Here is a 26,401-nt window from a genome sequence, read left to right on the forward strand (position 1 = left end):
GTGCCAGCGAATATCCAGTGACTCGGTAAAGGATGGCCGAATTTTATGCGCGCTCTTCTTGGTTTGCAAGATTTTCATCGTTGCATCTTCCGTCGCACCGTGTCAGACACGCTGCCGTCGACACTATCCAGCAGCGCGAGCGCCGCAACAAAATGCCGAGGCCACTGCGCACGGTAGAGGTCCAGCGAGATTCCGAGCGCACGCGCACGCGCCGGCTCGTCGATCGCGGCTTTGCCCGATCCGCCGCAGCTCTTGCAGATCTGTCGACCAACGCGAACCCCGGATGCCGAGACACGGATCTTGCCTACGCCGTCGCACTCTGCACACGTGCCGTACTCCCGCAGCACCATCGGACTGCGGCCATTGTGTGCGAACGGCACGCGCTGCTCGTCGACCACAACCTTTCGACGACCATGACAAACGGGACATTCAACGTCGCGGTCGGTCGGTTCGTCGCGACGTGATCGACCGATCACGCCGTGACCGTCGCAATCAGTGCAGATATCCGCGCACCACTCGATGATCACTCGACGCGCGAACCGCTCGACGATGTCCGCCTTCGCGACGTCGACTTTCTGACCTCGACGCTTTTCGAGTGCCTGCTGGTGATCGAGGCCGGTGAACTTCGCCCGTGAGAACTTCCGCGACGTTCGGATCCGATGTGACAGCAGCAGAACTGCACGTCGAAGCGGGGACCGCTTCACGTCATGCACATACGACACATCCTGACCGTACTTCATATGCCAAAGTAACTTTCCGAGATCGCCCGCGAATGCGAGGGCAGCTAACGTGGTCTCTGCGTTGACGGCCTGATCGTTGAGCTGGCTCTGAACATTCATCGCGGTCCCGGCTAGTTCTTTCAGATCGATCATCCCTCACCCCGTTCTCTATGTTGTCCTACTGTCCCACTGTCCCAAGGAAAGAAGGTCAGGTGCGCGCGTGCGCGCTTGCGACGTGCGCCCATCCGTGTGTGCGTGTCGCGCACGTCGCACGCACACACGCACGTACGTGAGGCGGGACGCTTGGGACGTCGGGACACGGGACGGATATCGGCGCGCCGATTGATCCGTCGAGGCGCGGCAACAGTGCCGACGTGGCGCGACGAACAACGCTGACGCAGCGCGCCGAACGACGCGAGTTGAACGGCGTGGAGGCGACCATTAGAAACACGCTTCATCGGCGACCTCCGCTGCCGCGACTGCTGCTGTCGCAGCCCGCGCGACGATCTCGACCTGTTCGGGTCGCTGGTAGTACCAGCCGCGCGCGCCCTTCGTCTCGCGCTTGCGCACCCACCCGATCGACTTGATTGCCTTGCCGATGCGGCGCTGCTCGGCCGGCGTCCACTTCGAAATGTCCAGCTTCAGGCAGTCGCCGAGGATCTCTTCCATCGTGACGGTGTCACGCGCGTCGATGAAGCGAGCGATCATCGGTTCGAACACGTCGCCTTCGTAGCGGGCGTCCTGCTCGACACGGAACAATGGCTTCTCCTCGGGCAAGACTTGCCACGGTGCCGGCAGCACTCCGTCAGCCTCAACGTTCGCCGCGTCCCATTCGGTATAGGTCTGGTACGCCTCCGCCCAGATCTGGTCGCGATCGGCAGCAAGGCCCTTCAGGTTCAACACGTCCGCGACCTTCACTGGCCAGTAACGCCGGTTGCCGGATTCGTCTTTCAGGTACGTGTCGAAGTTGACCGTGCCGGCGAACACGCTCTGACGGGGCACGTCGATCGCACGCTTCGCGTACGGTGGCCGATACGTGTCGACTGCCGTCGAAAAGAAGCGCTTTGAGTTGGACGACTCCGACTTCGATAGCGCGTCCAGCTCCGCCAGCTCGATCACCCACTTACCTGCCATCACTGCATACGAATCCTTGTCGCCGATGATGATGTTCGCGTCCGTGAACCATCGCTGCGAGAAGATCGTCCGGAACGCCGATGACTTGCCTGCATCCTGCGCGCCTTCGAGGATCAGCACGTTGTCCATCTTGCAGCCGGGCTTCATCACGCGGCCGACCGACGCGACAAGCCACTTGAAACCAGCGAGCCGCACGTATTCCGTGTCCTCCGCCCCCAGGTACGTGACGAGCCAGTTCCTCAGCCGCGGAGTGCCGTCCCATGTCAGGCCCGCGAGGTAGTCGCGCACCTCGTGATACGAATTGCGCTCGGCCACCAGAAATACGGCGTCGGAGATCAGGTCTGCGCGCGGGCTGACTGCGTAGCGCTGACCGAGCCATAACGCGCAGCGGGCGTCGTCACGATCGGTCCACTCACCGACCTCGCCACCCGGAAACGGAGGTGGCTTCAGCTTCACGATCCGCAGCGCGAACAGTTCAAAACCGAGGACGCCGTCCCATTTCGGATCGTTCGACAGAATCGCGAAGATGTTGTCGACGGTCGGAAGCAACGCGCCACTGTTCGTGCGACGCAGATCCGCGTACCACGACCGAGGTTGACGCTCCGGCTCCGCCGACGATTCGTCGTCGGCCGCGTCAGCTGACGAAGGGGGGGAATCATCGCCCGCGTCGAGCACACGTCGCGAACCCTTGTCGTTCTCTGCGGATACGATGCCGGCTTTCTCCATGTCGTCGAGGATGCGAGCCGCACGGTTAAAGCCGATCTTAAGCTGGCGCTGCACGAGCGAGACAGACGCCCGACGCGCCTCACGCACAGCTGCGACCGCCTGATCGAACAGCGGGTCCGCAGTTTTCTCGACCGCGTGCAGGTGCGGGAAGGGCTTCACGTCGCTCGCGGCCGGCGCCAGAGCCGCGAGAATCGCGCGTGCGACCTGCTCTTTGACGACGTGGAGCCCTTCCTCGCAGTGCAGATCGTTGAAGTCCGTGAGCTTGCGATCTTCGCGGTTCGAGAAGACGGGGAACGTTACGCTGGCGTTGCCGACCTCCGCTGCCGCTTCTTCGGCACGTGCGCGGCCAGTGTTCTCGAATCGCTTGATCTGCTCCGGGCGCGAATCGGTAACGACGCGCAGTTCGATGAACGGAACACCTCCGTTGATCTGCGCCACCTCTGCATTGACGCGATGAGCGACACCCCGATGTTCGATCTCGACTGGATCAGCGCCAACGACCAGGTCGCCGCTGTAGCCGAGTTTGTCGGCGAGCCAGTTCCGCATCTGCTGCTCGACCTTCCAGTCGTCGTCAGCGCAGATCAGGATATGCACGTCCGGATGCGCGGCGCGCAGAGCGCGTGCGACGAGCATGATGTTGCCCGCGTCGATACACACCGATACCGGAATCGCTTCGTCGGTCGCCATGCGGATGGACCGGCCCGTTGCATAGCCCTCTGCGACCATCACGATCTTGTCGTCGGCGTTCACACTGCCGAGGCGACATTCCGCGCCCTTCTTCTCCGTCCCTTTGTTGAAGCGCTTTGCACCGTCCGGTGTGATCTTCTGCAGGCCGACCATACGAACGTCGTCGGCCGCGTACCGCAGCAGCGGAACATATAGTGTCCCGTCCTCTGCAAATCTGACGCCCTCGGCTGTAATCTGCTTGCGATCAAGGTACGGGGACTCGCCTTCTTCAGCAGCTTCGCCCCACTGCTGACGTGCACGGTTGGCGGCCAGCTTCGCAGCATTGCGCCGCTTTTCCTCTTCCGCGCGTTCGGTTGCCTCCTGCCGTCGGCGGGTCTCGGCGAGTACATCAGGAGGAAGCGCACCACCTTGCCACACGAATTTTTGCGCGCCGTTGTCGTCACCGCCCCACTCGCCAAACGCGCCGGTGTAGCCGACAACTTGTCCGGCGCGGACGATCTCGTGCAACGAGTACCAGTGCTTTTTCTTCGGGCCGTAGCGGTGCGGTTTCCCGTCCGCGATGGGATGACCTTCGGGCAATCGCGGATGCCCCGCAGCGTCGAGCTGCGCAATGATCTGATCGATCGTGGACAAGACTCACGCCCCCGTCGCGAAGAGCCGGGCGGCCCGGCGGCGGCGGAACGATGCACGTCCGGCGACGAACGCAGATTGACCTACGGAAAAGCGGTGTCGTGCGCGAATGTGGTGTGCACGAAGCGAGATTGAGACTTGCGGCAAAGTCACTTTGTTACTCCCGATTGGTTGTAGCTTTTCGCCGATGAAATTCGGCGAGTGTCGATGTTTCGAACTGCTCGAGTTGCTCGCTGCCGAGAAAGCCAGCGATCTGATCTTTGAACGCCAGCCGATCCGCTCGCGAAGGGAGAGAGGCGCAGTACTTCGCAGCCGTGTCGATCGCGACGGACTGGTCGGCATAGCGCAAGGCGTGCTGGATCACGTAACCAACCGAAGCCGGGAACGTATCGAGCATCGTATTGATGAGGCGGGGAACGCCGGACGGCATCGCGGTCGCCATGCGCTCGAGCGCCGAGCTGGCGCAGCACAACTGGTTGCCGTAATCGCACGACAGGCCAGCCTGTTCGCGGTACGGGTTGCAGCACTGCATTCCGGAACAGAAGCGCATAGGCTGACTCAGTCGCGACGAAACAGCGGCTTCGGACCGCGCACGGCCAACCGAGCGAGCCGAATGAGGCGATCAAGCGCACGCTGCTGCGAACGTGCTGCTGTCGTGATGGTCGTCGCGTCACCCTCGCTGATGTCCTTGTCTTCCAGTGCCGATCGGACGGAATCTGCGACCTCACCAGTGTGCTTGGCGATCTGCAGCGTTTCGTCGATCAGGGCCTCAGAAGGATCACCGTCTGGCGCGGGGTGTGCTTCGGATGCACGGAGACCGAAGCGCTCGTTCAACGCGTAGAGCGCATCCAGCGCATACGGCGAACGACGCTCCTCCAGCCACTCGATCAGCAACTCGAACATCTCCATCGAGAGACGATTCTCGTCGACTGCACGAAGGCGCAACCGCAGCGCCTCTGCCGAAATCGACCGACCGCGCCGTGCCGTCAGGAAATTCGCTGCCTCGGCTACGCCACCCGGCGTATTGCGGATCGACGTATAGAGGACGTCGAGCCACTCGGTCCCGCTGTATCTGCAGGTCATTGGTGCCCCGCTTGTTCTTGATGATGGTGGACTTTCATTCTGTTTACCCGTCTGCCTGGGACCTAAGATGCAGACTCGGTCGCGCGGTCCGGGCGACTATCGAAGTAGTCGTAAAGCGCCTGCACCGTTGACACACGGGGATCGGTCACGGCACGTGAGCTGATCTTCGCGAGGGTCGAATAGGGAACGCCGGTCGCAGTCGCGATTTGGCGCAGGTTCCCCTTCTCCCGGTCGAGCCGGGCAAGGGTGCTTGCGAAGAATTGAGAGCAATGAGCCATGAGGAACTCCCTGTATGAGCGTCGACATAATAACCATTTGTGGTTATTTAGACAAGCAATCGGGCACCCAATTAACCCGCAATTGGTTATCCATTAATGGCAATCTTGGAGGTATGAAACGACAGGACACCCGTCGCATCCTTGCGACCAACCTTCGTCGCCTGATGGCGGCCACACCCGACCTTGACACTCAGAGCAAGCTGGCGGCTCGCGCCCATATTTCGCAAAGCTCTGTAGGCCGCTTCCTATCGGGGGCCGTCTATGCGCAGCTCGCCCAGGTGGAGTCTCTAGCAGAGGCGTTCGGGATCACGGTCGCCGAATTGCTGACCGATTCTGATGCGCTGCCGGCTCGCGGCCATGCCATTGCTTACGATCACGACTCAGTCGCGACTTTGCCCGCCGATCAGAAGAAGCAGATCGAGGAATTCATCGCTTTCGTTGTCCAACGGAATAACTCGCAGTCGATCGATACGCTTGAGATCGCCGAGACCAACACCCCTGCCGCCGGCCTGAAGGCTCGACTCCTTCAGGCGATACAGCGTGAACTTGATGATGACACGCTAAGGCAAAGCAATGACGAAGAGAGAGCGAGCAGACCAACGGGCCGGGGCAAACGTACTGCAAATTAGCCGGTTCAGGGACAACACCTCCCACCCAAACAGTTCCCAGCTTTCGGGGACACAAAAGCGCACCCGCGCCGTCCGACGCCACATCCTTGACCACATCGACGCAGAAGATTCACCTGCAGCAGCTGCCGCGCTGGTTGCCGTCGACACCACCGGAAATATCCGACTCATCACGAGCGGAATAGAGCCAGAAATGGCCTACTGCGTTGCTGACGAGCTGCGCAAACTCGCAAGCAGAATCGAAGAGTTCGGATCGCAACATCGCCGACAGAGGCGCAGTCAGCGGGGGTTCGGGACTACCGCCACCCTTGCAACCATTGCAATTGCCGCCGCGACATACCTCAACGACGTTCCGTGGATCGACGTCGCACTGGCCCTGACATCGCACGCAATCGGTGCCCTGATCAACCGCAATAAACCGAGCTAGACCTCATTTTTGAAGCGTGCAGCCCCGGCGAGAGGGGTTGCTCGACCATAAATATCCATTTGTGGTTTGCGTTATTGTCCATTTGTGGTTATTCTCCGGCGGAACGCGTCACCCGACGCGCCCACCGGAGGTTGATATGAAACCCATCTTTGACGCGCACGGTGCTGCTCGGCGGGCAGCGATCCAGCGCATGCAGCAAAGTTACTTTCCACCCGCCAAGCAAGTCGAGTCGACGACCGCATGGCGCTTCGTGATGGTCGCGGCAGTTGTCGTGATCCTTGTGAATCTCCTCCCCGGCAATGACGCGCCCCAAGCGCCGATCGCCCGTCCGTATTCGCGCGCGCAGGTGTAGCCGATGAGCCGAAACCGCAAGTCTCAACCCGGCGCAGCGCGCACAACCATCGCCCTGCTCGTCATTTTCATCGCAGTCGCCGTCAGCACGTTCCGCTCAGAAATGTCGATGGCCAACCGTATCGCGCTCGCCGCCTCGAGCTCGACCGCAGGCTGATCCGGGCATGGCAGCGATCGATCAAATCTCCGATGAGCAAATCGCTCGCGAGCACCGCCTTCGCTGCCTGCCCGGCCCCGCCTCCGCATCCCTGACCAATCCCGCCCTCCGGATCTGCCTCGCAAATTGCGCAGCGCTCCGGACACGCGAACAGCAACCGCACGCCAGACACGTCGACATGAAAAGTCGCGCGGCCGGCGAAAGTGAAGAGGAGTAAGACCATGCCCCGCCCGATCAAGCGCTTCGAAACCGATGCTCCGCGCGGCAATACCCTTAGTCTGCGAACCATCGTCCGCTACGACCGCGATGCCCGCCGGCCGTCGACGCCGATCCTCGTCGGCAAGACGGTCGTGATGCGCCGACCGATCGCCGACAGCGTCCACACCGAGTACCTGATCATGGATGGCCACGACGTCGTCCGCAGGCAGATCTCGATTCCGAGCGAAGGCGATTGCGAGAGCGCCATCAACGCAGCACGGCGTCAACGTCAGTCAGCCGAACAAGCAGCCAAGGCAGCCATCGAGCAGGCAGCGCGTAAGGCGACGCCGCGACGTAAGCAGGCATCGAAGGAGGCTGCGTGATGAATGACCGCGCGCAAAGCCTCGACCTGATCGCACCGATCCAGACCGGGAACACCAAGGCCGCCGCCTCTCAGGCAGGTGCCACGTCCGCCGATCTCTGGATGGTGCCGTATGACCAAATTCACTATGACCCGGCTGACAACATCCGCGCCGTAGACCTTGCATGGGTGAATGAACTCACGGTTTTAATGATCCAGCACGGGTACGACAAGGGCTCGCCGCTGCACTGCTACGTGCGCAAGGTCGAAGGAAAGGATCTGTTCTACGTCTACAAAGGGCAGCACCGCTACCTCGCGGCCGGCAAGGCGATCAAGGCTGGAAAGGACCTCGGCAAGATCCCCTTGGTGGTCCGCGATAGCCGCGAAGTCGACCGCGCGAAAATGGTTGTGGATGGCTACAACAACAACCGCCAGAAAGCGGCATCGCCACTGGATCTGGCGACTTCGATTGCCGAGCTGCGTGATGTGCACCAGTACGATACGAAGCAGATCTGCGCGGAGCTCAACATTACCGAGCAATCGATTCGCGACGCGGCCCTGCTGGAAAAGGCCCCGGCCGAATTGCACGACCTCGTCCGCAGCGGCGCGATCGCAGGAACCCTCGCGATCGAAGAAATCCGCGCGCACGGCGCAGACAAGGCGCTCGAGCGCATCGTGTCCGGTCTGTCGAAAGCGAAGGAAGCGGGCAAAACCAAGGTGACGAAGAAGCACCTGGGCAGCGACAAGCCGACCGCCAAGCCCTCTGCCCCCAAACCGACGAAGATCGACGAACCGCGTGCAAAGCAACTTTTGCAGGCCCTGCAGGTTGTATTGCATGACGACGGATTCGGCCTGCTCGAACAGGCCACTATCGACGCCGTTCACAAGGCGCTCATGCCGCTCAGTGACCTACTCGACGCCAAACCCACCGGGACATTTTGGCCCGTCACGGAGCCTGACGAAAACGGTTGCTGCCAGCCGGTCGACACGCTGCGTGGTCCGGAGCGGACCGATCGGATCAAGGGGCCTCTCGCCCACATTCGAATCGCACAACCGGCCCCGGGAGCGTGGATCTACGCCATCGAATACAACACCGGCACCAGCTTTGCGAGCGATCCCCTGAAAGTATCTGCGCAATCGCGGGCAGTGTGGACGCGCGTACAGGCCATTCGCTCGGGCGCGGCGCGGCTCATCGACACAATCAAGTCGCCAGTCCATGGGCACACCAAGGCAGAGCAAGCAGCGTTTAAGCGAATCCTTGCGTGGGCGCATGAGCTCGTCGACATGGCGGACCCGGATATGACTGCCGAATTCTCAGCAGCCACCACCAAAGGGGAACGCCCCGACCTGACAGACGTGCTGACGGCCATCGAACATAAGCGTCGGATCTCGTCCAACAAGGCGCTGCTCGATGCCGCGTTCCCCACTCAGAAGGCGAAGCCCGGTCTTGATCCCGCGTCGGCATGGCCGTTTCCGACTGGAGGCGCGAAATGACCCCGCGCCCGGCTCTTTCTACCCCACGTCCGCTGTCGCATAAGCGGGAACACGGAAACGGACGCACAGCTATCGCGCTCGCGAGCGTCGACGGCAAGGCTGTCGAGAGCGGCAAGCGCGGGCGTGGGCCCGCAAAAGCGATCCAGAAGAACGAAGCGACGCTCGCGCGTCGCAAACCTATCCAGACGAACGATGCCTCGGCGGTGACCCGCCGAGGCAGAGCCGAGCGCCTCGAGGCGGTGCGCATCGCGATCCGCGAGCTCGTCGTCGAGATCTCGCAGGCGGCCGACGTCGAGCTGCTGGACCTGATGGCCGACGAAACCGGCAGCTACGCCCGCCACAAAGCGGCGCAGGAAGCTCGCACATGGGCGGCCACTGCCGGCATCACGCTCGAGACCGGCCTGATGCAACTCTGCCGCGCCCTGCCCGCAACCATCTCCGGAGACCAACAATGAACACTACCGACAAGATCCGCACTGATGCGCTGACCGACGCGCAGATTCTCTCGATCGCTGAACCGCACTTCAGCATCGAAGAAAGCCGGTACGGAAAAGAGCTCAACCCGCACCCGCAGTATCACGGCAGCGATCTGAGCGTCGTACTGTTCGCGCGCAACCTCCTCGCAGCATCCCATGCCGAGCAGCCCGGCGCGAACGTAACCGGCGAAGACGACGCGTTGCGTGCCGCTGCGTTGTTCCTGACCGACGACCACAAACGCGATAGTTTGCGGTCGATGTTGGTCGACGGGAAGCCAATGACGCGCGCCGATCTTGCGCAGCGTCTGCTGGCTATGATCGAGTTTGCTCGATGCGTCCCGGAACCGCAGTCCGCGGCCTCGCAGGTCAACGATGCCTCCGTAGCAGCAATCCAGTATGCGCTTGAAGCTGAGGAGGGTCTCGAATGGCTCTCACTCTGGAACGAAGGGGAATTCGATCGCTGCCGGCGCGACTGGCCCGACGCCCCCGAGGATTGCTACATCGGCGCGGATCCGATGCATCCCGAAACGCAGCGGCGACTCGCGGCGCAGGCAGCGGAAGTGGATGTGCGCGTTGAGCGCCGTCGGCAAGTCGCGGAGAAAGGCTGGACGGTGGACCATGACGACGGACACGTATGCGGAGAAATCGCAGCGCTCGCCGCGTACTATGCGATGCCAGCAGGCGTTCGCGACTGGCCGGCGGCCGATACCGGCTATGGCGCCACGTTCGGCCAAGCGATCCTGCCTGACGGCTGGAGCGCGAAGATCGGCGACGACCGTCGACGCGAACTGGTCAAAGCGGGTGCACTCATCCTCGCCGAGATCGAACGGCTTGATCGCGCAGCTGCGCTCGCAGGAGGCAGCCGATGACAACGCCCCCGAAACGCGCAGTACAGTTTCGCCTCGAGCTGCAGGCGGATACTGTCGACCACCTCGTCACCGCGCTTACAGATCTCGCCACGCAGATCTGCGCCGACCGGTTGAGTGCGCATGCAATCAGCGGCGGGGCTTTCAGCAGCCACGAATGCTGGCTTTCCGTCGCGGATCACCCGACACACGCCGAATACATCGAGCAGCTGGAGCAATGGCGCGACCGCATCACGGCAGATCGAGGAGGTAACGCGTGAGGACGCTTGACCTGATCGAATGCGCCGAATTCCTCAAAATCGATCGCACCACGCTGCTCGACATCGTCCATCGCGGCGACATCCTCGGCGCGAAGATCGGCCGTGCATGGGTCTTTCTGGAGGACGACGTCGTAGCGTACCTGCGCGAACAGGTGCAGGCGCAAACTCAGCGGCGGATCGAACAGATCCGGTGCGGGTCGCCGGCGACCGACGAGCGCGTCGACAAGGCGATCCGAAAGCAACTTTCTCAGACTGACCCGCGCCGGCCCGGCCGCAAAGCACGCCCCCTTCCACGCCTCCCCGAACTGGACGCACCGGCCGCGATGGCCGCGTGATCGCTCCTGACCCGCCCCGGCCGCCCGGCCGGGGCCTCACCAAAGCCTTTCCGCCAGATCACTCCCCCGCAGGTTTGCGTAACGCATCAAGACCTTGGGATTTGTGTGCCCGGTGATCTTCGCGATCTGGACATCGCTCAACGTCGTACGCTCGTAAAGCCGCGACGTCGCCTCGTGCCGCAGGTCATGAAAGACAAGATCCGAGCAACCCGCCGCGTCGAAGATCCGCCCAAACTGCGCCGATAGCCGGGATGAGACACGAGCAAGCACTTTGCGCTTCAACAGCGGCACGCCCTCGGCCCGCATCGACGCCTCCATGTCGTCGACCCACGGGAATAGGCGGCCGGCGTCGAAGGTGAAACCGTTCATTTCAGGATCGCCGTCATTCACGGCGGCGACGTACCGCTCGTACGCGGCGATCGCGATCGTCGTCAGCGGCACCGAGCGCTTACTGCCATTCTTCGTCTTCTCGAGTGACACCGTCCTGCGCCCGACCTCAAACTGGTCGGCCTCCAGCGTGTACATTTCCCGCATCCGCATAGCGGACTCGATGCCGAGCTCAAAGAGGAACACCAGTGCCGGCCGGTACGGCAGATCGAACGCACGCTCGCGGCCGTTGGGCTTACCGCCGGCCATCAGTCGCCGAATCTCAGCCTGCTCCGCCTCGCTCGGCCGTCGATCCCGGTGTACGTCCTCTTTCGCGTCGACATCCTGCGCCTCGACCGCCACCCGGTCTTCATCGGTATAGGTTGCATACCGCTTCGGGAGCAGGCGAAGTGGGTTGGTCGCCAACATCGGCGTGCCCGATCTCACCACCCAATCGAAGCAGCGGGCCAACGCACCGACGTAGTGCCGGATCGTTGACGGCGAAAGGTGGTCATGACGCTTCATGCTGGTCACCCACTGCTCGACCCACTGGTAATCGAGCGTCGCAAGCGACTTTGCCTTGATGGGAGCACTGCCGAGGAGCGCATTGAGCACCTGGACGTCGGAGTCTGGCACCGACACGCGGCGCAGGTACGCCCGAATCGCGTCGCCTGTTGTCGCGATCGCTTCGCGCTGCTCGATGACCTCGTCCGGCACGATGCCGGCGTCCAGCAGCTGCTCCAATCGAGCAACGTACGCGTCGCCCTCTTCCTCGGTGTCAAAGGTCAGGGAAAGTGGCTTTGGTAGCAGCCTCGCCCGCTTGATCGTGTATTCCCACGTGCCGGACGGCCGCTGTCGTTTGTTCGCCATGCCTAGATGAATTCGCCTCGATTGCCAATTAGCCGATTGACGGGTGGTTGGCGTCGGTTTGTGGTTGGTTACAGGCGACTTTTTACCACTCTAGGCGACACATTTCCATCTTTGGAAAGACGCAGAAAAAAGAAAAGCCCTGACGAATCAGGGCTTTATCTCGTTCTACTTGGAGGCGCGAGCCGGAGTCGAACCGGCCTAAACGGCTTTGCAGGCCGCTGCATAACCGCTTTGCTATCGCGCCGTAAGCGGTCTGCCGAACATCGCGAAAACCAGTTGGCCTGCAACGATCGACAGTTTTTTGATTGAAGGCCATCGGGCCCATCAAACAAAAAGGGAAGCTCGGCTTCCCCTTGTTCTGGAGCGGGAGACGAGTCTCGAACTCGCGACCTCAACCTTGGCAAGGTTGCGCTCTACCAACTGAGCTACTCCCGCATCGTCCTGCACTGCATGCTTTGCCGAACAACACGCCAAGCAAAACGCTGCCTTCAAACCTGGAGCGGGAGACGAGTCTCGAACTCGCGACCTCAACCTTGGCAAGGTTGCGCTCTACCAACTGAGCTACTCCCGCGTTTTACTTCATCCACCGCACTGCGCCAAGCACCGTTCAGTGGAGAAACGAGATTATGGTGAAACTCGAATTATGTGTCAAGCGTTTTTCGCGCCCTTTTTCTTCGACCGCATCCTCGCGCTCGTTGACGCGCAATCGGGCATGCGCGCCGAATGCTTATGCGGCGCCCCCGCGTTCGCGAATCTGCGGCCACGCCAGCTTCATGTAGTAGAGCATCGACCAGATCGTCAGCACGGCCGCGAGATAGATGAGCCACTCGCCCCACACGCGCGTGTCGATCGCGATGCCGCCGCCGAACGGCAGCCGGCCGTAGTACAGCAGCATCGGAATCGCAATCATCTGGCACGCGGTCTTGAATTTGCCGAGCGAATTCACCGCGACGCTCTTCGACGCGCCGATGTGCGCCATCCATTCGCGCAGCGCCGAGATCGCGATCTCGCGGCCGACGATCACGAGCGCGATCGCCGCGTCGAGGCGCGCGAGCTGCACGAGCACGAGGAGCGCCGCCGTCACCATCAGCTTGTCGGCGACGGGATCGAGAAACGCGCCGAACGCCGACGTCTGGTTCCACTTGCGCGCGAGATAGCCGTCGAACCAGTCGGTCAGCGCGGCCAGGATGAAGATCGCCGCCGCCGCCAGATTGCGGTGGTCGGCGCTCAGCACCGTATCCGGCAGATAGAACACGCCGACGACGAGCGGAATCAGCACGATTCGCACCCACGTCAGGAAAATCGGGAAGTTGAACGGCATGGCACGCGACACGGTTGAAGGATTTGCCATTGTGCCGCGTCACCCGCGCCGCCACAAGCAACGCGCCCGGCGCGGGCCGCGCCGCCTGGCTCGCCGGCCAGCGCGGCCCGCCCTCAGTGCAGTTGCCGGTAGATCTGCTCGGCGAGCGCGCGCGAGATGCCTTCGACGCTCGCGAGCTCGTCGACGCTCGCCGCGACCACGCCGCGCAAGCCGCCGAAGCGCGCGAGCAGCCGCTGCCGACGCTTCGCGCCGACGCCTTCGAGCTCCTCGAGCCTCGACGTCTGGCGCGTCTTCGCGCGCTTCGCGCGCATGCCGGTGATCGCGAACCGGTGCGCCTCGTCGCGGATCTGCGCGACGAGCATCAGCGCCGCGCTCTCCTTGCCGAGCTCGAGCGGCGCGCGGCCGTCGGCGAAGATCAGCGTCTCGAGCCCGACCTTGCGCCCCTCGCCCTTCGCGACGCCGACGAGCATCGCGATGTCGAGCCCGAGCTCGGAGAACACCTGGCGCGCGATCTCGACCTGGCCGCGGCCGCCGTCGATCAGCACGATGTTCGGCAACCGGCCGGCCGACGCGGCCGCGTGCACCGCGTTGCCGTCGATGCCGGCCGCCTCGTCCGCCGACGCCTCGGCGGCCGCTTCCTCGACCATCTTCTCGTAGCGGCGCGTGAGCACCTGGCGCATCGCGGCGTAGTCGTCGCCGGGCGTGATCCCCGTGATGTTGTAGCGGCGGTACTCGGACGACTGCATCTTGTGATGGTGATAGACGACGCACGACGCCTGCGTCGCCTCGCCCATCGTGTGGCTGATGTCGAAGCACTCGATCCGCAGCGGCGCGAGATCGTCGCTCTCGTAGCCGAGCACGCCGGCGAGCGCGCGCGTGCGCGCCTGCTGCGAGCCCTGCTCGGACAACAGCCGCGCGAGCGCGAGGCGCGCGTTCTGCTCGGCCATCGCGAGCCACGCGCGCTTCTGGCCCTGCGGCTGCCGCACGACCGACACCTTGTGCCCCGCCTGCTCGACGAGCAGATCGATCAGCTCGCGATTCGCGATCGCGTGGCTCGCGACGAGAATCGGCGGCACGCGATTGCCGAGATAGTGCTGCGCGACGAACGCTTCGAGCACTTCGGTTTCGAGCGGCGCGGCGTCGGCCTCCTGCGGCGCGGCGTCGTCGCCGATGTCGGACGGCGCGGCTGCTTCGGTTGCTTCGGTTGCTTCGGTTGCTTCGGTTGCTTCGGTTGCTTCGGTTGCTTCGGTTGCTTCGGTTGCTTCAGTTGCTTGCGCGGCTTCGCCGGCTTCGGCAATTGCGGCTGCCCGCGACGCTTCGGTGATCGCTTCGGCCATCGCGTCGGCGCTTCGTTCGACGCTTTCGTCGGCACACGCTTGCGCGCTCGCCTCGACATGGCGTGCCGCGCCGCCGTTCTCGCTCGCGCCCGCCGCATCCGCCGCATCCGCCGCATCCGCCGCGTCCGCCGCGTCCGTTGCCGCATCGCCGGCGAGCCGCGCCTGCGCATCCGCTCCGGCACCCGCCTCGTCACCCACGTCGTCGCCCGCCTCGTCGCCCGCTTGCGCGCCCGGATCGCCGGCAAGCGCGAGCGCGCTTTCGACGTGCGTCGGGAAGTACGCCTTGTCGCCGAGATGCCGGCCGCCGCGCACCATCGCCAGATTCACGCACACGCGGCCGCCTTGCGCGACGACGGCGAGAATGTCGACGTCGCTGTCGCCGCCGACGTCGATCGCCTGCTGATGCAGCACCTTCGCGAGCGAGCTCATCTGGTTGCGCACGGCCGCCGCCTGCTCGAACTTCAGCTCGGCCGCGAACGCATGCATCTTCCGCTCCAGCTCGCCCATCACCTCGTTTTGCCGGCCGAGCAGGAAGCGCGACGCGTTGTCGACGTCGCGCGCGTAGTCCTCTTCGCCGATCGCGCCGACGCACGGCGCCGAGCAGCGGCCGATCTGGTGCAGCAGGCAAGGACGCGTGCGGTTGTTGAACACCGAGTCCTCGCAGGTGCGCAGCTGGAACACGCGCTGCAGGATCTGGATGCTCTCGCGCACCGCCCACGCGCTCGGAAACGGCCCGAAGTACTGGTTCTTCTTGTCGACCGCGCCTCGGTAGTACGCCATCCGCGGAAACTCGTGCCCCGTGAGCTTCAGGTACGGGTACGACTTGTCGTCGCGAAACAGGATGTTGTAGCGCGGCGCGAGCGCCTTGATCAGGTTGTTCTCAAGCAGCAGCGCCTCGGCCTCCGAGCGCGTGACGGTAGTCTCGATACGCGCGATGCGCGTGACCATCATCGCGATCCGCGGCGAGAGCTGCGTCTTCGTGAAGTAGCTCGACACGCGCTTTTTCAGGTCGCGCGCCTTGCCGACGTACAGCACCGCGTCCTGCACGTCGTAATAACGGTAGACGCCCGGCAGATGCGGCAATTGGGCGAGGATCGGCTTGGGTTCGAAACGGGATTCGGGTGCGTCGGGGGATGTCATGCTCAATGCGGGCGCGAGCGGCGCGCGCGAACAAGGTCATTTAGAATCGCCAGTTTAGAGCATTCGCCGCGCGCGATCGCGGCCGGCTCGCCGCGGCACGCGCCCGCTCGGCGTTCGGCTTGCCGGTTCGCCGGTTTGCATGCCGGCTTGCGTGCCGGCTTGCGCGCCGGCTTGCGCGCCGGCTTGCGCGCCGATCGGCCGGTCGGCGCCCCACTCGCTTCGCTTGGCACAGATCAGATGACGTCGTCCGCTCCCCTCACGCCCCCCGCCTCCGCCCTCGCCGACATTCGCCCCACGGACGCCGCCGCAAGCGCGATCGCATGCGACATCTTCTGCGCGGTCGTCGACAACTTCGGCGACATCGGCGTGTGCTGGCGTCTCGCGCGCCAGCTCGCGGCCGAGCACGGCTGGCAGGTGCGGATCTTCGTCGACGACCTCGCGACGTTCGCGCGCCTTCAGCCGGCCGCCAGGCCCGACGCCGCGCGCCAGACCGTCGACGGCATCGTCGTCGAGCACTGGCGCGCGCCCGCGCACGCCGGCGACACGCTCGAGATCGCCGACGTCGTGATCGAAGCGTTCGCATGCGAGCTGCCGGGCGCGTACGTCGCCGCGATGGCGCGCCGCGCGCGGCCGCCCGTGTGGATCAATCTCGAATACCTGAGCGCCGAGGACTGGGTCTGCGACTTCCATCTGCGGCCGTCGCCGCACCCGCGCTACCCGCTCACGAAAACCTTCTTCTTCCCCGGCCTCGGCCCCGGCACGGGCGGCGTGCTGAAGGAGCGCGACCTCGACGCGCGCCGCGCCGCGTTCGAAGCGAGCGGCGACGCGCGCCGCGCGTGGTGGCAAAGCGTCGCACGCGCGCCGATGCCCGGCCCGGACGCGACCGTCGTGTCGCTCTTCGCATACGAAAACCCGGCGCTCGACGCGCTCCTCGAGCAATGGCGCGACGGCGGCGAGCCGATCGCGCTGCTCGTGCCGGAGGGCCGGATCTCCGCGAGCATCGCGCGCTTTTTCGGGGTCGGCTCGTTCGGCGCCGGCGCGCACGCGGCGCGCGGCAGCGTCGCCGCGCACGGGCTCGCGTTCGTCGCGCAGCCCGACTACGACCTGCTGCTGTGGGCGAGCGACGTGAACTTCGTGCGCGGCGAGGATTCGTTCGTCCGCGCGCAATGGGCGCGCCGGCCGTTCGTCTGGCAGATCTACCCGCAGGCCGACGCCGCGCATCTGCCGAAGCTCGACGCGGCGCTCGCGCACTTCAACGCGCGCGTCGATCACGCAACGCGCGCGGCCACCGAGCGCTTCTGGCACGCATGGAACGGCGCGGGCGCGCCCGACTGGGCCGATTTCTGGCGGCACCGCGCGGCGCTCGCCGCGCGCGCGGCGAGCTGGGCGGACGAACTCGCGGCCGTCGGCGGCCTCGCCGGAAATCTGGCGAATTTTGCAAAAACTCAGTTAAAATAAGCGGTTATCCAATGGCTGACCACGCAAGCGCGTCCGTTATCGGCGCGACGCGCCAGGATAAAGGGGGCCGTCCGGCCGCGACCGATCACAGACGCGGCCGCTCGGCTGCCGGATCGAGCCCGCTTGCGCCGTTGGCCGTTGAGCAACGCTCAGGCAATTTCTCTCGTTCAGGATAGTTTTAGTTATGAAAACCGCACAGGAACTCCGCGTAGGCAACGTCGTGATGGTCGGCAACGACGCTTGGGTCGTGTCGAAGACGGAATACAACAAATCGGGCCGCAACGCCGCCGTCGTCAAGATGAAGCTGAAGAATCTGCTGACGAACGCGGGCCAGGAATCGGTCTACAAGGCGGACGACAAATTCGACATCGTCGTGCTCGACCGCAAGGAAGTGACGTACTCGTACTTCGCGGACCCGATGTACGTGTTCATGGACGCCGACTACAACCAGTACGAAGTCGAAGCGGAAATGATGGGCGACGCGCTCAACTACCTCGAAGACGGCATGACGTGCGAAGTCGTGTTCTACAACGAAAAGGCGATCTCGGTCGAACTGCCGACGATCCTCGTTCGCGAGATCACGTACACGGAGCCGGCCGTCAAGGGCGACACGTCGTCGGGCAAGGTGCTCAAGAACGCGAAACTCTCGACGGGCTTCGAGCTGCAGGTGCCGCTCTTCTGCAATACCGGCGACAAGATCGAAATCGACACGCGCACGAACGAATACCGCAGCCGCGCATAAGCGCCGTTTGCGCGATCAGGTCGAACAAAGCGCCCTTCGGGGCGCTTTTTGTTTATTCGGCGCCGCTTATTGCATAAAGGCGCCACATCATAAACAATGCTTTGCAGAAACCGTGACGGGATTCAATTTGTATCATCCGTAACTGTTTTATAGTCAATAACAAATACCGTACGCCAAGTGCGCGATGGGGCATAAAATTCATTTCTCATCCCGAAATGGGGGCTGTACGCCGGTCCGGCCGACGGATCGGTCTTTCAACTCGCGCACACCATGCCACACGCCCTGATTGTCGAAGACGATCCCAATAGCTTGTCCGGCCTGACCGCGCTGCTCGCGGCGGACGGATTCTCGGTCGATACGGCGACGTCGCTCGCCGAGGCGCGCGGCGCACTCGCCCGCTCGATTCCCGACGTCGTGCTCGTCGACCTGAACCTGCCCGACGGCAGCGGCTTCGATCTGTTGCAGAACCTGCCGCAGCAGCAGCCGAACGGCTCGCTGCCGGTGATCGTGCTGACGGGCAACGCGACCGTCGAGAGCGCGATCGAAGGGCTGCGGCACGGCGTCTGGGATTACCTGCTGAAGCCCGTCAACATCCCGCGGCTGCGCAGCCTGCTCGCGCGGATTCCCCGCCCGTACGAGCTGATCGAGGAAGTGCAGGCGCTGCGCGCGACGCTGCGCCGCCTCGGCCGCTTCGGCTCGCTCGTCGGGCGCAGCGACGCGATCCAGCACGTCTACGACATGATCGAGCACAACGCGCGGACCGAAACCGCGGTGCTGCTGTGGGGCGAGCCCGGCACGGGCAAGGAGGCGGCCGCGCGCACGCTGCACGACCTGAGCCGCCGCCGCAAGGGCCCGTTCGTCGCGTTCGACTGCCGCGCCGCCGTTCAGTCGCCGCGCAACATCGAAACCAACGGCCGCGCGGTCGAGAGCATGCTGCTCGGCCGCGAGCGCGGCGCGTACACGGGCGTCGAGCGGCGCGACCCGGGCGTCTTCGAGCAGGCGAGCGGCGGCACGCTGTTTCTCGAGGAAATCACCGCGTTGCCGCTTTCGCTGCAGGAGGCGCTGCTGCGCGCGCTCGATTCGCAGAACTTCATGCGCGTCGGCGGCACGATCGAGATCGCGAGCGACTTCCGGCTGATCGCGACGACGCGCCGCCCGGCCCGCGAGGCGGTCGCGAACGGCACGCTGCGCGAGGATCTGTGGCTGCGCCTCGACGCCGCGTCGATCGGCCTGCCGCCGCTGCGCGAGCGCGACAACGACGTGATCGAAATCGCGGAAGCGTTCGTCGACGACCTGAACCGCGACGCGCGCGCCGCAGGCCTGAACATCACCGACAAGCGCGCCGCGCCGGGCTTCATCCGCGAATGTCTCGCTTACGACTGGCCCGGCAACGTGCGCGAGCTGCTGGAGCGCGTGCGGCTCGCATACGACCAGTCGGGCGACTTCATCGAAACGCTGCGCGCGGGCGACGCGTATCCGCAACCCGGCGCGGCGCTGAACGGCAGCAGCGTGCAGGTGCGCGTCGGCACGCCGCTCGCCGACGTCGAAGACCTGCTGATCCGCGCGACGCTCGACGCGGTCGGCGGCACGCGCCACCGCGCGGCGACGCTCCTCGGCATCAGCCCGAAGACGCTCTACAACAAGCTGCAACGCATGAAGATCGGCTGACGCCCGATCGACGTCGACGCGAGGGCGGCCGCGCGCCGCCCTCGCCCGTTTCGCATCAGGCGAACGTACTGCGCAGGAGCGCCTGCGCGCGCAGATAGCGCGGCTCGCGCATCAGCTTGTTCCATTTGAGCGCCTTGCCGCGCGGCCGCATCTGCTTGATTCGCCGCAGCGATTCGCGCGACGTCGTCGCGCGCAGCGCGTCGAGCACCCGCTCCGCCGCATCCGGCTGATTGCAGATCAGCACCATGTCGCAGCCCGCGTCGAGCGCGGCCTGCGCCGCCTGCGCGAGCGTGCCGCCTTCGCGCGCCGCCTCCATCGACAGATCGTCGCTGAACACCGCGCCCGGAAAGCCCAGCCGGCCGCGCAGCACGTCTTGCAGCCACACGCGCGAGAAGCCCGCCGGCCTCGCATCGACTTGCGTGTAGATCACGTGCGCCGGAATGACCGCCGAAAGCGACAGCCCGAGCCAGTCGTACGGCGCGGCGTCGTTCGCGAGGATCTCGTCGAGCGGACGGTCGTCGGTCGGCAGCGCGACGTGCGAATCGGCTCGCGCGAAACCGTGACCGGGAAAATGCTTGCCGCAGTTCGCCATCCCGGCGAGCGCGAGCCCGTGGTTCAAGCTCTTCGCGAGCAGCGCGACGACGCGCGGATCGCGATGGAACGCGCGATCGCCGATCACCTTCGAGCGGCCGTAATCGAGATCGAGCACGGGCGTGAAGCTCATGTCGACGCCGCACGCGCGCAGCTCGGACGCGAGCACGTAGCCGGCCGCGGTCGCCGCCTTCGTCGCGTGCAGCACGTCCTTGTCCCACAGCTCGCCGAGCCGGCGCATCGCGGGCAGCACCGTGAAGCCGTCGGTGCGAAAGCGCTGCACGCGGCCGCCTTCGTGGTCGACCGCGATCAGGATGTCGTCGCGAATCGCGCGGATCGCGTCGGTGAGCGCGACGAGCTGCGCGCGGCTCTCGAAGTGGCGCGCGAACAGGATCACGCCGCCCGTCTGCGGATGTGCGAGACGGCGCGCGTCGTCGCGCGTGAGCGTCGTGCCGGCGACGTCGAGCATCACCGGGCCGGGAGTCAGTTTCATCGAATCAGCCCTTGCGGAGAAGGAATCAGGAAGCGGCGGCCGAGCGCGCGGCGGCGACGTCGTCGGGCGCCTCGGCGACGACGAACGTCACCGCGTAATCGCGCTCGTCGCTCACCGTCACGCGCGCGGTGATGCGGCGCGCATCGAGCCATGCGGCGAGCTCGCCCGACGCGACGACGTACGGCTCGCCGCTCGGCCGGTTGAGCGTTTGCAGCACGCGCCACGTCATCGGCCAGTGCATGCCGAGGCCGATCGCCTTCGAGAACGCTTCCTTCGCCGAAAAGCGCGTCGCGAGGAACGCGATGCCGCGCGCCTCCGAGCGCGCGCGCCGCGTGCGGAACACGCGCAGCTCGTCGGGGCCGAGCACCTTCTCCGCGAAGCGGCCGTCCGTGCGCGCGAGCACGGCGGCGATGCGGCTCACCTGGACGAGATCGGTGCCGATGCCGTAGATCGCCATGCGTATCAGCGGCCGCCGTGCAGCGCGGCGACGCGCGCCGCAACCATGATCGCCTTCATCTCGCGCACCGCGTTGTCCCAGCCGACGAACACCGCGTGCGCGACGATCGCGTGGCCGATGTTCAGCTCGGCGATGCCGGGCAGCGCGGCGATCGCCTGCACGTTCGTATAGTGCAGCCCGTGCCCCGCGTTCACCTTGAGCCCGAGCGCGATGCCCGCGTCGACGCCCGCCGCGATCCGCTCGAACTCGCGCCGCTGCTCGGCTTCGCCGTGCGCATCCGCGTAGCGGCCCGTGTGCAGCTCGATCACGGGCGCGCCCGTCTCGTGCGCGGCGCGGATCTGCGCGTCGTCCGGATCGATGAAGAGCGACACGCGCACGCCGGCGTCCGCGAGCTGCCTGCATGCGGCGCGCACCGCGTCGAAATGGCCGGCAACGTCGAGGCCGCCTTCCGTCGTCAGCTCCGAGCGCTTCTCCGGCACGAGGCACGCGTCGTGCGGACCGATCTCGCACGCGATGTCGAGCATCTCCGCCGTCACCGCGCATTCGAGATTCATCCGCGTTTTCAGCAACGGACGCAGCGTGCGCACGTCCGCGTCGACGATGTGCCGGCGGTCTTCGCGCAAATGCAGCGTAATCGCGTCGGCGCCCGCGTCCTCGGCGGCGAGCGCCGCGCGCACGGGGTCCGGATACGCTGTGCCGCGCGCGTTGCGCAGCGTCGCGACGTGGTCGATATTGACGCCCAGTTCGATGGCGGTGGGCGATGTCAGGAAAAAGCTCATAGGTTTTGCAGGTCGATCAGGATCTGACGCGTGGCGAGCGGCGTGCCGCCCAGATAGGTGTTGAGCAGGAAGCGCATCAGCGTCTTGCTTTGCGCGACGGTCTGCGCCCGATGGTAATCGTCCTCTTCCATGTCGAGCAACGTCTGGCCGGCGATCACCGGCCAGTGCGACGGTACGTCGCCGCCCGCGTCGCGCACGCCGCGCTCCGGATCGAACACATAGAGCTTGTCGGGCTCGACCGCGCGCCGCGCGACCGTGCGCTTGAGCGACATCGCATAGCCCGTCTCGCGCAACAGCACGCGCTCGAACGAGCGCAGCACCTGCACGGGCGGCTCGCCGTGCGCGAGGCGCGTGAGCGTGACGAGATAGTGCTTGAAGAGCGGCGGGTGCGGGTCCTCGCGCGCGCAGAACTTGACGAGCAGCTCGTTCACGTAGAAGCCGCACAGGAGCGCGTCGCCCGCGAGCGGCAGCATGCCGCCCACCCATTCGGCGCCCGTCAGCGTGCGCAGCTCGGACTTGCCGGTCCACGACAACGACAGCGGCTGGAACGTCTGCAGCACGCCGCGCAGCGCCGAATGCGGGCGTTTCGCGCCCTTCGCGACGAGCGCGATGCGGCCGTGATCGCGCGTCAGCACGTCGACGACGAGGCTCGTCTCGCGATACGGATAGCCGTGCAGCACGAACCCCGGCTGCTCCGCGATCCGGAATTCGGATGTGCGCGCGGCGGCGCGGCGCGGCTTGCGCGCCGGCTTCTCGGCGTCCGGCGCGGGCGGTGCAGACAGCGCGGGCTGCGTAGACGGCGCGATCGAAGGTTGCGGGTCGGCGTCGGCCTCGTCGGTCATCCCGACATCGGACGTCCCGTCATTCGTACCCATAGGCGCGCAGCCCCGCTTCGTTGTCGGCCCAGCCGCTCCTCACCTTGACGAAGGTTTCGAGATAGACGGGGCCGTCGAACAGCTTCTCCATGTCCTGTCGCGCCTCGGTGCTGATCTGCTTGAGCTTCGCGCCCTTCTTGCCGATCACCATCGCCTTGTGCGAGTCGCGCTCGACGAGGATCGTCGCGAACACGCGCGTGAGCCGCCCCTCCTCCTCGAACTTGTCGATGACGACGGTGCTCGTGTACGGCAGCTCGTCGCCCGTCCAGCGAAACACCTTTTCGCGCAGGATCTCGGCCGCGAGAAAGCGCGAGCTGCGATCGGTCAGATCGTCTTCGCCGTAGATCGCGTCGCCCTGCGGCAAGTACGGCTTGATCGTGTTCATCAGCCGCTGGATGTCCTCCGAATGCTTCGCCGACAGCGGCACGATCTCCGCGAACTCGCGCAGCTCGCCCATCTTCTGGAAGAACGGGTACAGCGTGTCCTTGTCCGACACGCGGTCGAGCTTGTTCGCGACGAGCAGCGTCGGCGTGCCGGGCGGAATCAGGTCGAGCACCTTCTGGTCGTCGGGGCCGAAGCGGCCCGCCTCGATCACGAACAGGATCGCGTCGACCGATGTCAGCGTCGACGTCACCGCGCGGTTCAGCGACCGGTTGAGCGCGGTGCTGTGGCGCGTCTGGAAGCCGGGCGTGTCGACGAAGATGTACTGCGCGTCGTCGAGCGTGCGGATGCCGGTGATCCGGTGGCGGGTCGTCTGCGCCTTGCGCGACGTGATGCTGATCTTCTGGCCGACGAGCGCGTTCATCAGCGTGGATTTGCCGACGTTCGGACGACCGACGATCGCGATCATGCCGCAACGGAAACCGGTGGGAGCGGGTGCGTTCATATCAGGTTGCTGCTGGGTTCGGAAGCGGCCGCGCGACCGTGCGCGACCGCAATGTCGATTGGGACGATGTCAATGACCTGCATCGGCGACGCGCACGGGCGCGGCGGCCAGATCGGGCTCGGCGGCGGACGGCGACGCATCGCGGGCGCGCGGCGGACGGTCGGACGCCCCCGCGGCGCCGCGCGCGGCGGCGTCGGTTTTCTCGGCCGTCTTGTCGGACGCTTTTTCCGGGGCATGATCGGACGGCTTGTCATGCGGCTTCTCGAGCCCCTTGTCGTGTCCTTTGTCGAGCCCCTTGTCGGACACGGGTTCCGTCGCCTTCTCCGCCGGCTTCTCCGGCAACTTGTCGGCCGCCGAAGCAGGCTTGTCCGCCGGCTTCGCCGCGCGCGGCTCGGCCTTGTCGACACCATGTTCGACGTGCGCCGCGCGGATCACCGCGACGGGCGTGGCGGCGTGCGAACGCACGGACGCATCGTCGGCCTGCGCGGGCGCAGCGAACGACGCCGCCGCATGAGCCTGCGCGCCCGCCTTCGCGTCGGCGGATTTCGCCTCGACGGGCTTCGCGTCGGCCGAGGCTTTCGCGTCGGCCGCCTTCGGATCGTCGGCTCGGAACTCCGCGATCTTCGGGTCGGCGTGCTTCGGCTCAGCCGCCTTCGCGTCGATCGGCACGGCTTCGAGCGCGGCCCTCACGTCAACCGCCTTCGCGTCGGCAGCCTTCGGATCGACGCCCGCCGCGTGATTCACGCCACGCTCCTTGCGATCCGGCGAGCGCAGGTCGAGCGCCTCCTGCACGCCCTTCACGCCCGGCACGATCTCCGGCTCCACGTGCTTCGCGCCGCGCGCGCTCTTCGAGCGCTTCGGCTTCGCGGCGAGCATCGGCGCGGCCGCCATCACCTCGTCGAGCGCCTTCTTCGCGGCGGCCTGCTCGGCCGCGCGGCGGCTCGCGCCCGAGCCGGACACCTTCACGTCCAGCTTCGGCACCGTGCATTCGACTTCGAATTGCTGATTGTGCGCCGCACCATGCGTCGCGACGACGGTGTAGGTCGGCAACGCGATCTTGTGGCCCTGCAGATACTCCTGCAGCAGCGTCTTCGCGTCCTTGCCGAGCGTGCGCGGATCGATGTGATCGAGAATCGGCACGTACAGGCGCTTGATGACCCCTTGGGCGGCTTCGAAGCCGCCATCGAGAAACACCGCCCCGATGATGGCTTCGAACGCGTCCGCGAGGATCGACGGTCTTCGGAACCCGCCGCTGCGCAGCTCGCCCTCGCCGAGCCGCAGGCCGTCCGAGATATTGAGGGCCTGAGCGATTTCGTAGAGCGACTGCTGCTTGACGAGGTTCGCCCGCACGCGCGACAAGTCGCCCTCGTCCAGCTTGCCGAAACGCTGGAACAAAAGGGCGGCCACCGCGCAATTCAGAACGGAGTCGCCAAGAAACTCGAGCCGTTCGTTATGCGTGGCACTGTGACTGCGATGGGTCAAAGCCTGGCGCAACAATTCCGCATTGCGAAATTCATAGCGCAGCCGGCTTTCCAACTGGGATAGGGCCATGGACAGGAGTATAACGCGGGCGCCGCTTCGGTCGGCAAACGCGACCTGGCGCGAAAAGGCGTGGCGAGGCGGTGTTGCCGCCGGTTCTTAAAGTCGTTCGGCAACACGCCGCGCAGCCCTCGCGCGGCGTGTCGCAACATCGACGCACAGCTCAGTTGAACGAGCCGACGCGTTTCAGTTCGCTGAAGTTCATCCAGATGAAGAAGGCGCGGCCGACGATGTTCTTGTCCGGCACGAAGCCCCAGTAACGACTGTCCGCGCTGTTGTCGCGGTTGTCGCCCATCATGAAGTAATGGCCAGGCGGCACCTTGCAGACGACGCCGCGGCTGTCGTACTGGCAGTTGTCTCGATACGGATAATCGTCCGCGCCCATTACGAACGGCGGCACCGCCGGATTATTGAGGATCGCGTTCTTGCGCGCGCCGATCGTTTCCTCGAACTGCTTCGCGTAGTTCATCCGCTCTTCGTCGAAGTAGTCGGGCAGCGGCGCCTCGGGCACGGGCTGGCCGTTGATCGTCAGCTTCTTGTCCTGGTACGCGACCGTGTCGCCCGGCAGGCCGATCGCGCGCTTGATGTAGTCGACCGATTCGTCCTTCGGATAGCGGAACACGACGACGTCGCCGCGCTGCAGCGGGCGGCCCTCGGTGATCTTCTGATTCGTGATCGGCAGGCGCAGGCCGTAGTCGAACTTGTTGACGAGGATGAAATCGCCGACGAGGAGCGTCGGCACCATCGAGCCCGACGGAATCTTGAACGGCTCGACGATGAAGGAGCGCACGACGAACACGACGAGAATCACCGGGAAGAAGCTCGCCGTGTACTCGAGCCACCACGGCTGGCGCAGCTTCTCGTCGCGCAGCCGAGCGCGCGTTTGCGGCGCGTTCTCGTCGGCGAAGCGCTCGCCGATCCGCTCCTGCTGGCGGTCGAACTCGGCGACCGCCGCGTCTGCCGCCTTCTTCCGTTGCGGCAGGAAAACCAGCTTGTCCAGCACCCATGCAATGCCCGTCACGACGACGAGCACGAAAAGGATCAACGCAAAATTCATAGAGGATCAGTCCT

27 protein-coding genes and 3 tRNA genes are annotated in these 26,401 nt (G+C 65.1%); 13 read left to right on the plus strand and 17 right to left on the minus strand.

Annotated elements, in window-relative coordinates:
• Window positions 1-74: 74 nt before the first annotated feature.
• From WS91_RS20660 to WS91_RS20675, 4 genes are all read right to left on the minus strand, one after another.
• Entirely contained in the window at window positions 75-872 is a 798-nt protein-coding gene (locus WS91_RS20660; protein ID WP_059670920.1) for a hypothetical protein, read from the minus strand.
• 288 nt (window positions 873-1,160) lie between these two features.
• Window positions 1,161-3,899 (minus strand): VapE domain-containing protein, encoded by a 2,739-nt coding sequence (locus WS91_RS37790; protein WP_059670921.1) that lies wholly within the window; start codon window positions 3,897-3,899, stop codon window positions 1,161-1,163.
• Between the two features lie 154 nt (window positions 3,900-4,053).
• Window positions 4,054-4,446: a hypothetical protein gene (locus WS91_RS20670; RefSeq protein ID WP_059670922.1), complete on the minus strand. Its 393-nt coding sequence runs from the start codon at window positions 4,444-4,446 to the stop codon at window positions 4,054-4,056.
• Between the two features lie 8 nt (window positions 4,447-4,454).
• Window positions 4,455-4,979: a hypothetical protein gene (locus tag WS91_RS20675; RefSeq protein ID WP_059670923.1), complete on the minus strand. Its 525-nt coding sequence runs from the start codon at window positions 4,977-4,979 to the stop codon at window positions 4,455-4,457.
• Window positions 4,980-5,271: 292 nt separating this feature from the next.
• On the opposite strand from WS91_RS20675, the gene WS91_RS20685 reads away from it, so the two are divergent.
• From WS91_RS20685 to WS91_RS20715, 10 genes are all read left to right on the plus strand, one after another.
• A complete protein-coding gene (locus WS91_RS20685; RefSeq protein WP_082758259.1) occupies window positions 5,272-5,886 on the plus strand; it encodes a helix-turn-helix domain-containing protein in 615 nt (204 codons plus the stop codon).
• Window positions 5,831-6,310, plus strand: coding sequence for a hypothetical protein (locus WS91_RS36100; RefSeq protein ID WP_156432421.1), 480 nt, complete (start codon window positions 5,831-5,833; stop codon window positions 6,308-6,310). Before WS91_RS20685 ends, WS91_RS36100 begins: the two co-directional genes overlap by 56 nt.
• 136 nt (window positions 6,311-6,446) lie before the next feature.
• Entirely contained in the window at window positions 6,447-6,662 is a 216-nt protein-coding gene (locus WS91_RS36105) for a hypothetical protein (protein WP_156432422.1), read from the plus strand.
• Between the two features lie 3 nt (window positions 6,663-6,665).
• Window positions 6,666-6,818 carry a hypothetical protein gene (locus tag WS91_RS36110; protein ID WP_155649201.1) on the plus strand — a complete coding sequence of 51 codons (153 nt, stop codon included), beginning with the start codon at window positions 6,666-6,668 and terminating at the stop codon, window positions 6,816-6,818.
• 221 nt (window positions 6,819-7,039) lie between these two features.
• Window positions 7,040-7,399 (plus strand): hypothetical protein, encoded by a 360-nt coding sequence (locus tag WS91_RS33925; protein ID WP_060331556.1) that lies wholly within the window; start codon window positions 7,040-7,042, stop codon window positions 7,397-7,399.
• Entirely contained in the window at window positions 7,399-8,871 is a 1,473-nt protein-coding gene (locus WS91_RS20695) for a hypothetical protein (RefSeq protein WP_059670927.1), read from the plus strand. Before WS91_RS33925 ends, WS91_RS20695 begins: the two co-directional genes overlap by 1 nt.
• The gene (locus WS91_RS20700; RefSeq protein WP_231752057.1) at window positions 8,868-9,326 is read left to right on the plus strand and encodes a hypothetical protein; all 459 of its coding nucleotides are present in this window, start codon (window positions 8,868-8,870) and stop codon (window positions 9,324-9,326) included. The genes WS91_RS20695 and WS91_RS20700 overlap by 4 nt, the downstream gene beginning before the upstream one ends.
• On the plus strand, window positions 9,323-10,216 hold the full coding sequence (locus WS91_RS36915; protein ID WP_059670928.1) for a hypothetical protein: 894 nt from the start codon (window positions 9,323-9,325) through the stop codon (window positions 10,214-10,216). Before WS91_RS20700 ends, WS91_RS36915 begins: the two co-directional genes overlap by 4 nt.
• Window positions 10,213-10,473, plus strand: coding sequence for a hypothetical protein (locus WS91_RS20710; RefSeq protein WP_059670929.1), 261 nt, complete (start codon window positions 10,213-10,215; stop codon window positions 10,471-10,473). The genes WS91_RS36915 and WS91_RS20710 overlap by 4 nt, the downstream gene beginning before the upstream one ends.
• On the plus strand, window positions 10,470-10,808 hold the full coding sequence (locus WS91_RS20715; RefSeq protein ID WP_059670930.1) for a helix-turn-helix domain-containing protein: 339 nt from the start codon (window positions 10,470-10,472) through the stop codon (window positions 10,806-10,808). Before WS91_RS20710 ends, WS91_RS20715 begins: the two co-directional genes overlap by 4 nt.
• Before the next feature lie 36 nt (window positions 10,809-10,844).
• Here the strand turns inward: WS91_RS20715 and WS91_RS20720 are convergent, their stop codons facing one another.
• The 6 genes from WS91_RS20720 to uvrC all read right to left on the minus strand — a co-directional run bounded on the left by WS91_RS20720 (window position 10,845) and on the right by uvrC (window position 15,842).
• Complete coding sequence (locus tag WS91_RS20720; RefSeq protein ID WP_059670931.1) at window positions 10,845-12,044, minus strand: site-specific integrase; 1,200 nt, start codon at window positions 12,042-12,044, stop codon at window positions 10,845-10,847.
• Between the two features lie 170 nt (window positions 12,045-12,214).
• A tRNA-Cys gene (locus WS91_RS20725) sits at window positions 12,215-12,288 on the minus strand.
• A gap of 115 nt (window positions 12,289-12,403) precedes the next feature.
• Window positions 12,404-12,479: transfer RNA gene (locus WS91_RS20730), tRNA-Gly, on the minus strand.
• A 60-nt stretch (window positions 12,480-12,539) separates the two neighbouring features.
• Window positions 12,540-12,615: transfer RNA gene (locus tag WS91_RS20735), tRNA-Gly, on the minus strand.
• A 156-nt stretch (window positions 12,616-12,771) separates the two neighbouring features.
• A complete protein-coding gene (pgsA, locus tag WS91_RS20740; RefSeq protein ID WP_038750360.1) occupies window positions 12,772-13,365 on the minus strand; it encodes a CDP-diacylglycerol--glycerol-3-phosphate 3-phosphatidyltransferase in 594 nt (197 codons plus the stop codon).
• 113 nt (window positions 13,366-13,478) lie between these two features.
• The gene (gene uvrC, locus WS91_RS20745) at window positions 13,479-15,842 is read right to left on the minus strand and encodes an excinuclease ABC subunit UvrC (RefSeq protein WP_059670932.1); all 2,364 of its coding nucleotides are present in this window, start codon (window positions 15,840-15,842) and stop codon (window positions 13,479-13,481) included.
• 237 nt (window positions 15,843-16,079) lie between these two features.
• Here uvrC and earP point away from each other — a divergent pair, with 237 nt between their 5' ends.
• The 3 genes from earP (at window position 16,080) to WS91_RS20760 (ending at window position 19,710) form a co-directional block, all read left to right on the plus strand.
• A complete protein-coding gene (gene earP / locus WS91_RS20750) occupies window positions 16,080-17,300 on the plus strand; it encodes an elongation factor P maturation arginine rhamnosyltransferase EarP (RefSeq protein ID WP_038750356.1) in 1,221 nt (406 codons plus the stop codon).
• A 184-nt stretch (window positions 17,301-17,484) separates the two neighbouring features.
• Complete coding sequence (gene efp, locus WS91_RS20755; RefSeq protein WP_038750354.1) at window positions 17,485-18,042, plus strand: elongation factor P; 558 nt, start codon at window positions 17,485-17,487, stop codon at window positions 18,040-18,042.
• A 270-nt stretch (window positions 18,043-18,312) separates the two neighbouring features.
• The gene (locus WS91_RS20760) at window positions 18,313-19,710 is read left to right on the plus strand and encodes a sigma-54-dependent transcriptional regulator (RefSeq protein ID WP_038750351.1); all 1,398 of its coding nucleotides are present in this window, start codon (window positions 18,313-18,315) and stop codon (window positions 19,708-19,710) included.
• A 55-nt stretch (window positions 19,711-19,765) separates the two neighbouring features.
• On the opposite strand, the gene nagZ is transcribed toward WS91_RS20760, so the two are convergent.
• From nagZ to lepB, 7 genes are all read right to left on the minus strand, one after another.
• Window positions 19,766-20,794: a beta-N-acetylhexosaminidase gene (nagZ, locus tag WS91_RS20765; protein ID WP_038750349.1), complete on the minus strand. Its 1,029-nt coding sequence runs from the start codon at window positions 20,792-20,794 to the stop codon at window positions 19,766-19,768.
• 25 nt (window positions 20,795-20,819) lie between these two features.
• Complete coding sequence (gene acpS / locus WS91_RS20770) at window positions 20,820-21,251, minus strand: holo-ACP synthase (RefSeq protein ID WP_038750345.1); 432 nt, start codon at window positions 21,249-21,251, stop codon at window positions 20,820-20,822.
• A gap of 5 nt (window positions 21,252-21,256) precedes the next feature.
• Window positions 21,257-22,030 (minus strand): pyridoxine 5'-phosphate synthase, encoded by a 774-nt coding sequence (gene pdxJ / locus WS91_RS20775; RefSeq protein WP_038750344.1) that lies wholly within the window; start codon window positions 22,028-22,030, stop codon window positions 21,257-21,259.
• Window positions 22,027-22,905, minus strand: a complete 879-nt coding sequence (gene recO / locus WS91_RS20780) for a DNA repair protein RecO (protein ID WP_082721460.1) — start codon at window positions 22,903-22,905, stop codon at window positions 22,027-22,029. Before recO ends, pdxJ begins: the two co-directional genes overlap by 4 nt.
• A complete protein-coding gene (gene era / locus WS91_RS20785; protein WP_038750341.1) occupies window positions 22,892-23,791 on the minus strand; it encodes a GTPase Era in 900 nt (299 codons plus the stop codon). The genes recO and era overlap by 14 nt, the downstream gene beginning before the upstream one ends.
• Window positions 23,792-23,860: 69 nt before the next feature.
• The gene (rnc, locus tag WS91_RS20790; RefSeq protein ID WP_038750338.1) at window positions 23,861-25,342 is read right to left on the minus strand and encodes a ribonuclease III; all 1,482 of its coding nucleotides are present in this window, start codon (window positions 25,340-25,342) and stop codon (window positions 23,861-23,863) included.
• 151 nt (window positions 25,343-25,493) lie between these two features.
• On the minus strand, window positions 25,494-26,387 hold the full coding sequence (gene lepB / locus WS91_RS20795) for a signal peptidase I (RefSeq protein ID WP_038750336.1): 894 nt from the start codon (window positions 26,385-26,387) through the stop codon (window positions 25,494-25,496).
• Between the last annotated feature and the right edge of the window lie 14 nt (window positions 26,388-26,401).

Origin of the sequence: Burkholderia sp. MSMB1498 (genome assembly GCF_001526245.1) — a bacterium.
Lineage (GTDB): Bacteria > Pseudomonadota > Gammaproteobacteria > Burkholderiales > Burkholderiaceae > Burkholderia > Burkholderia savannae.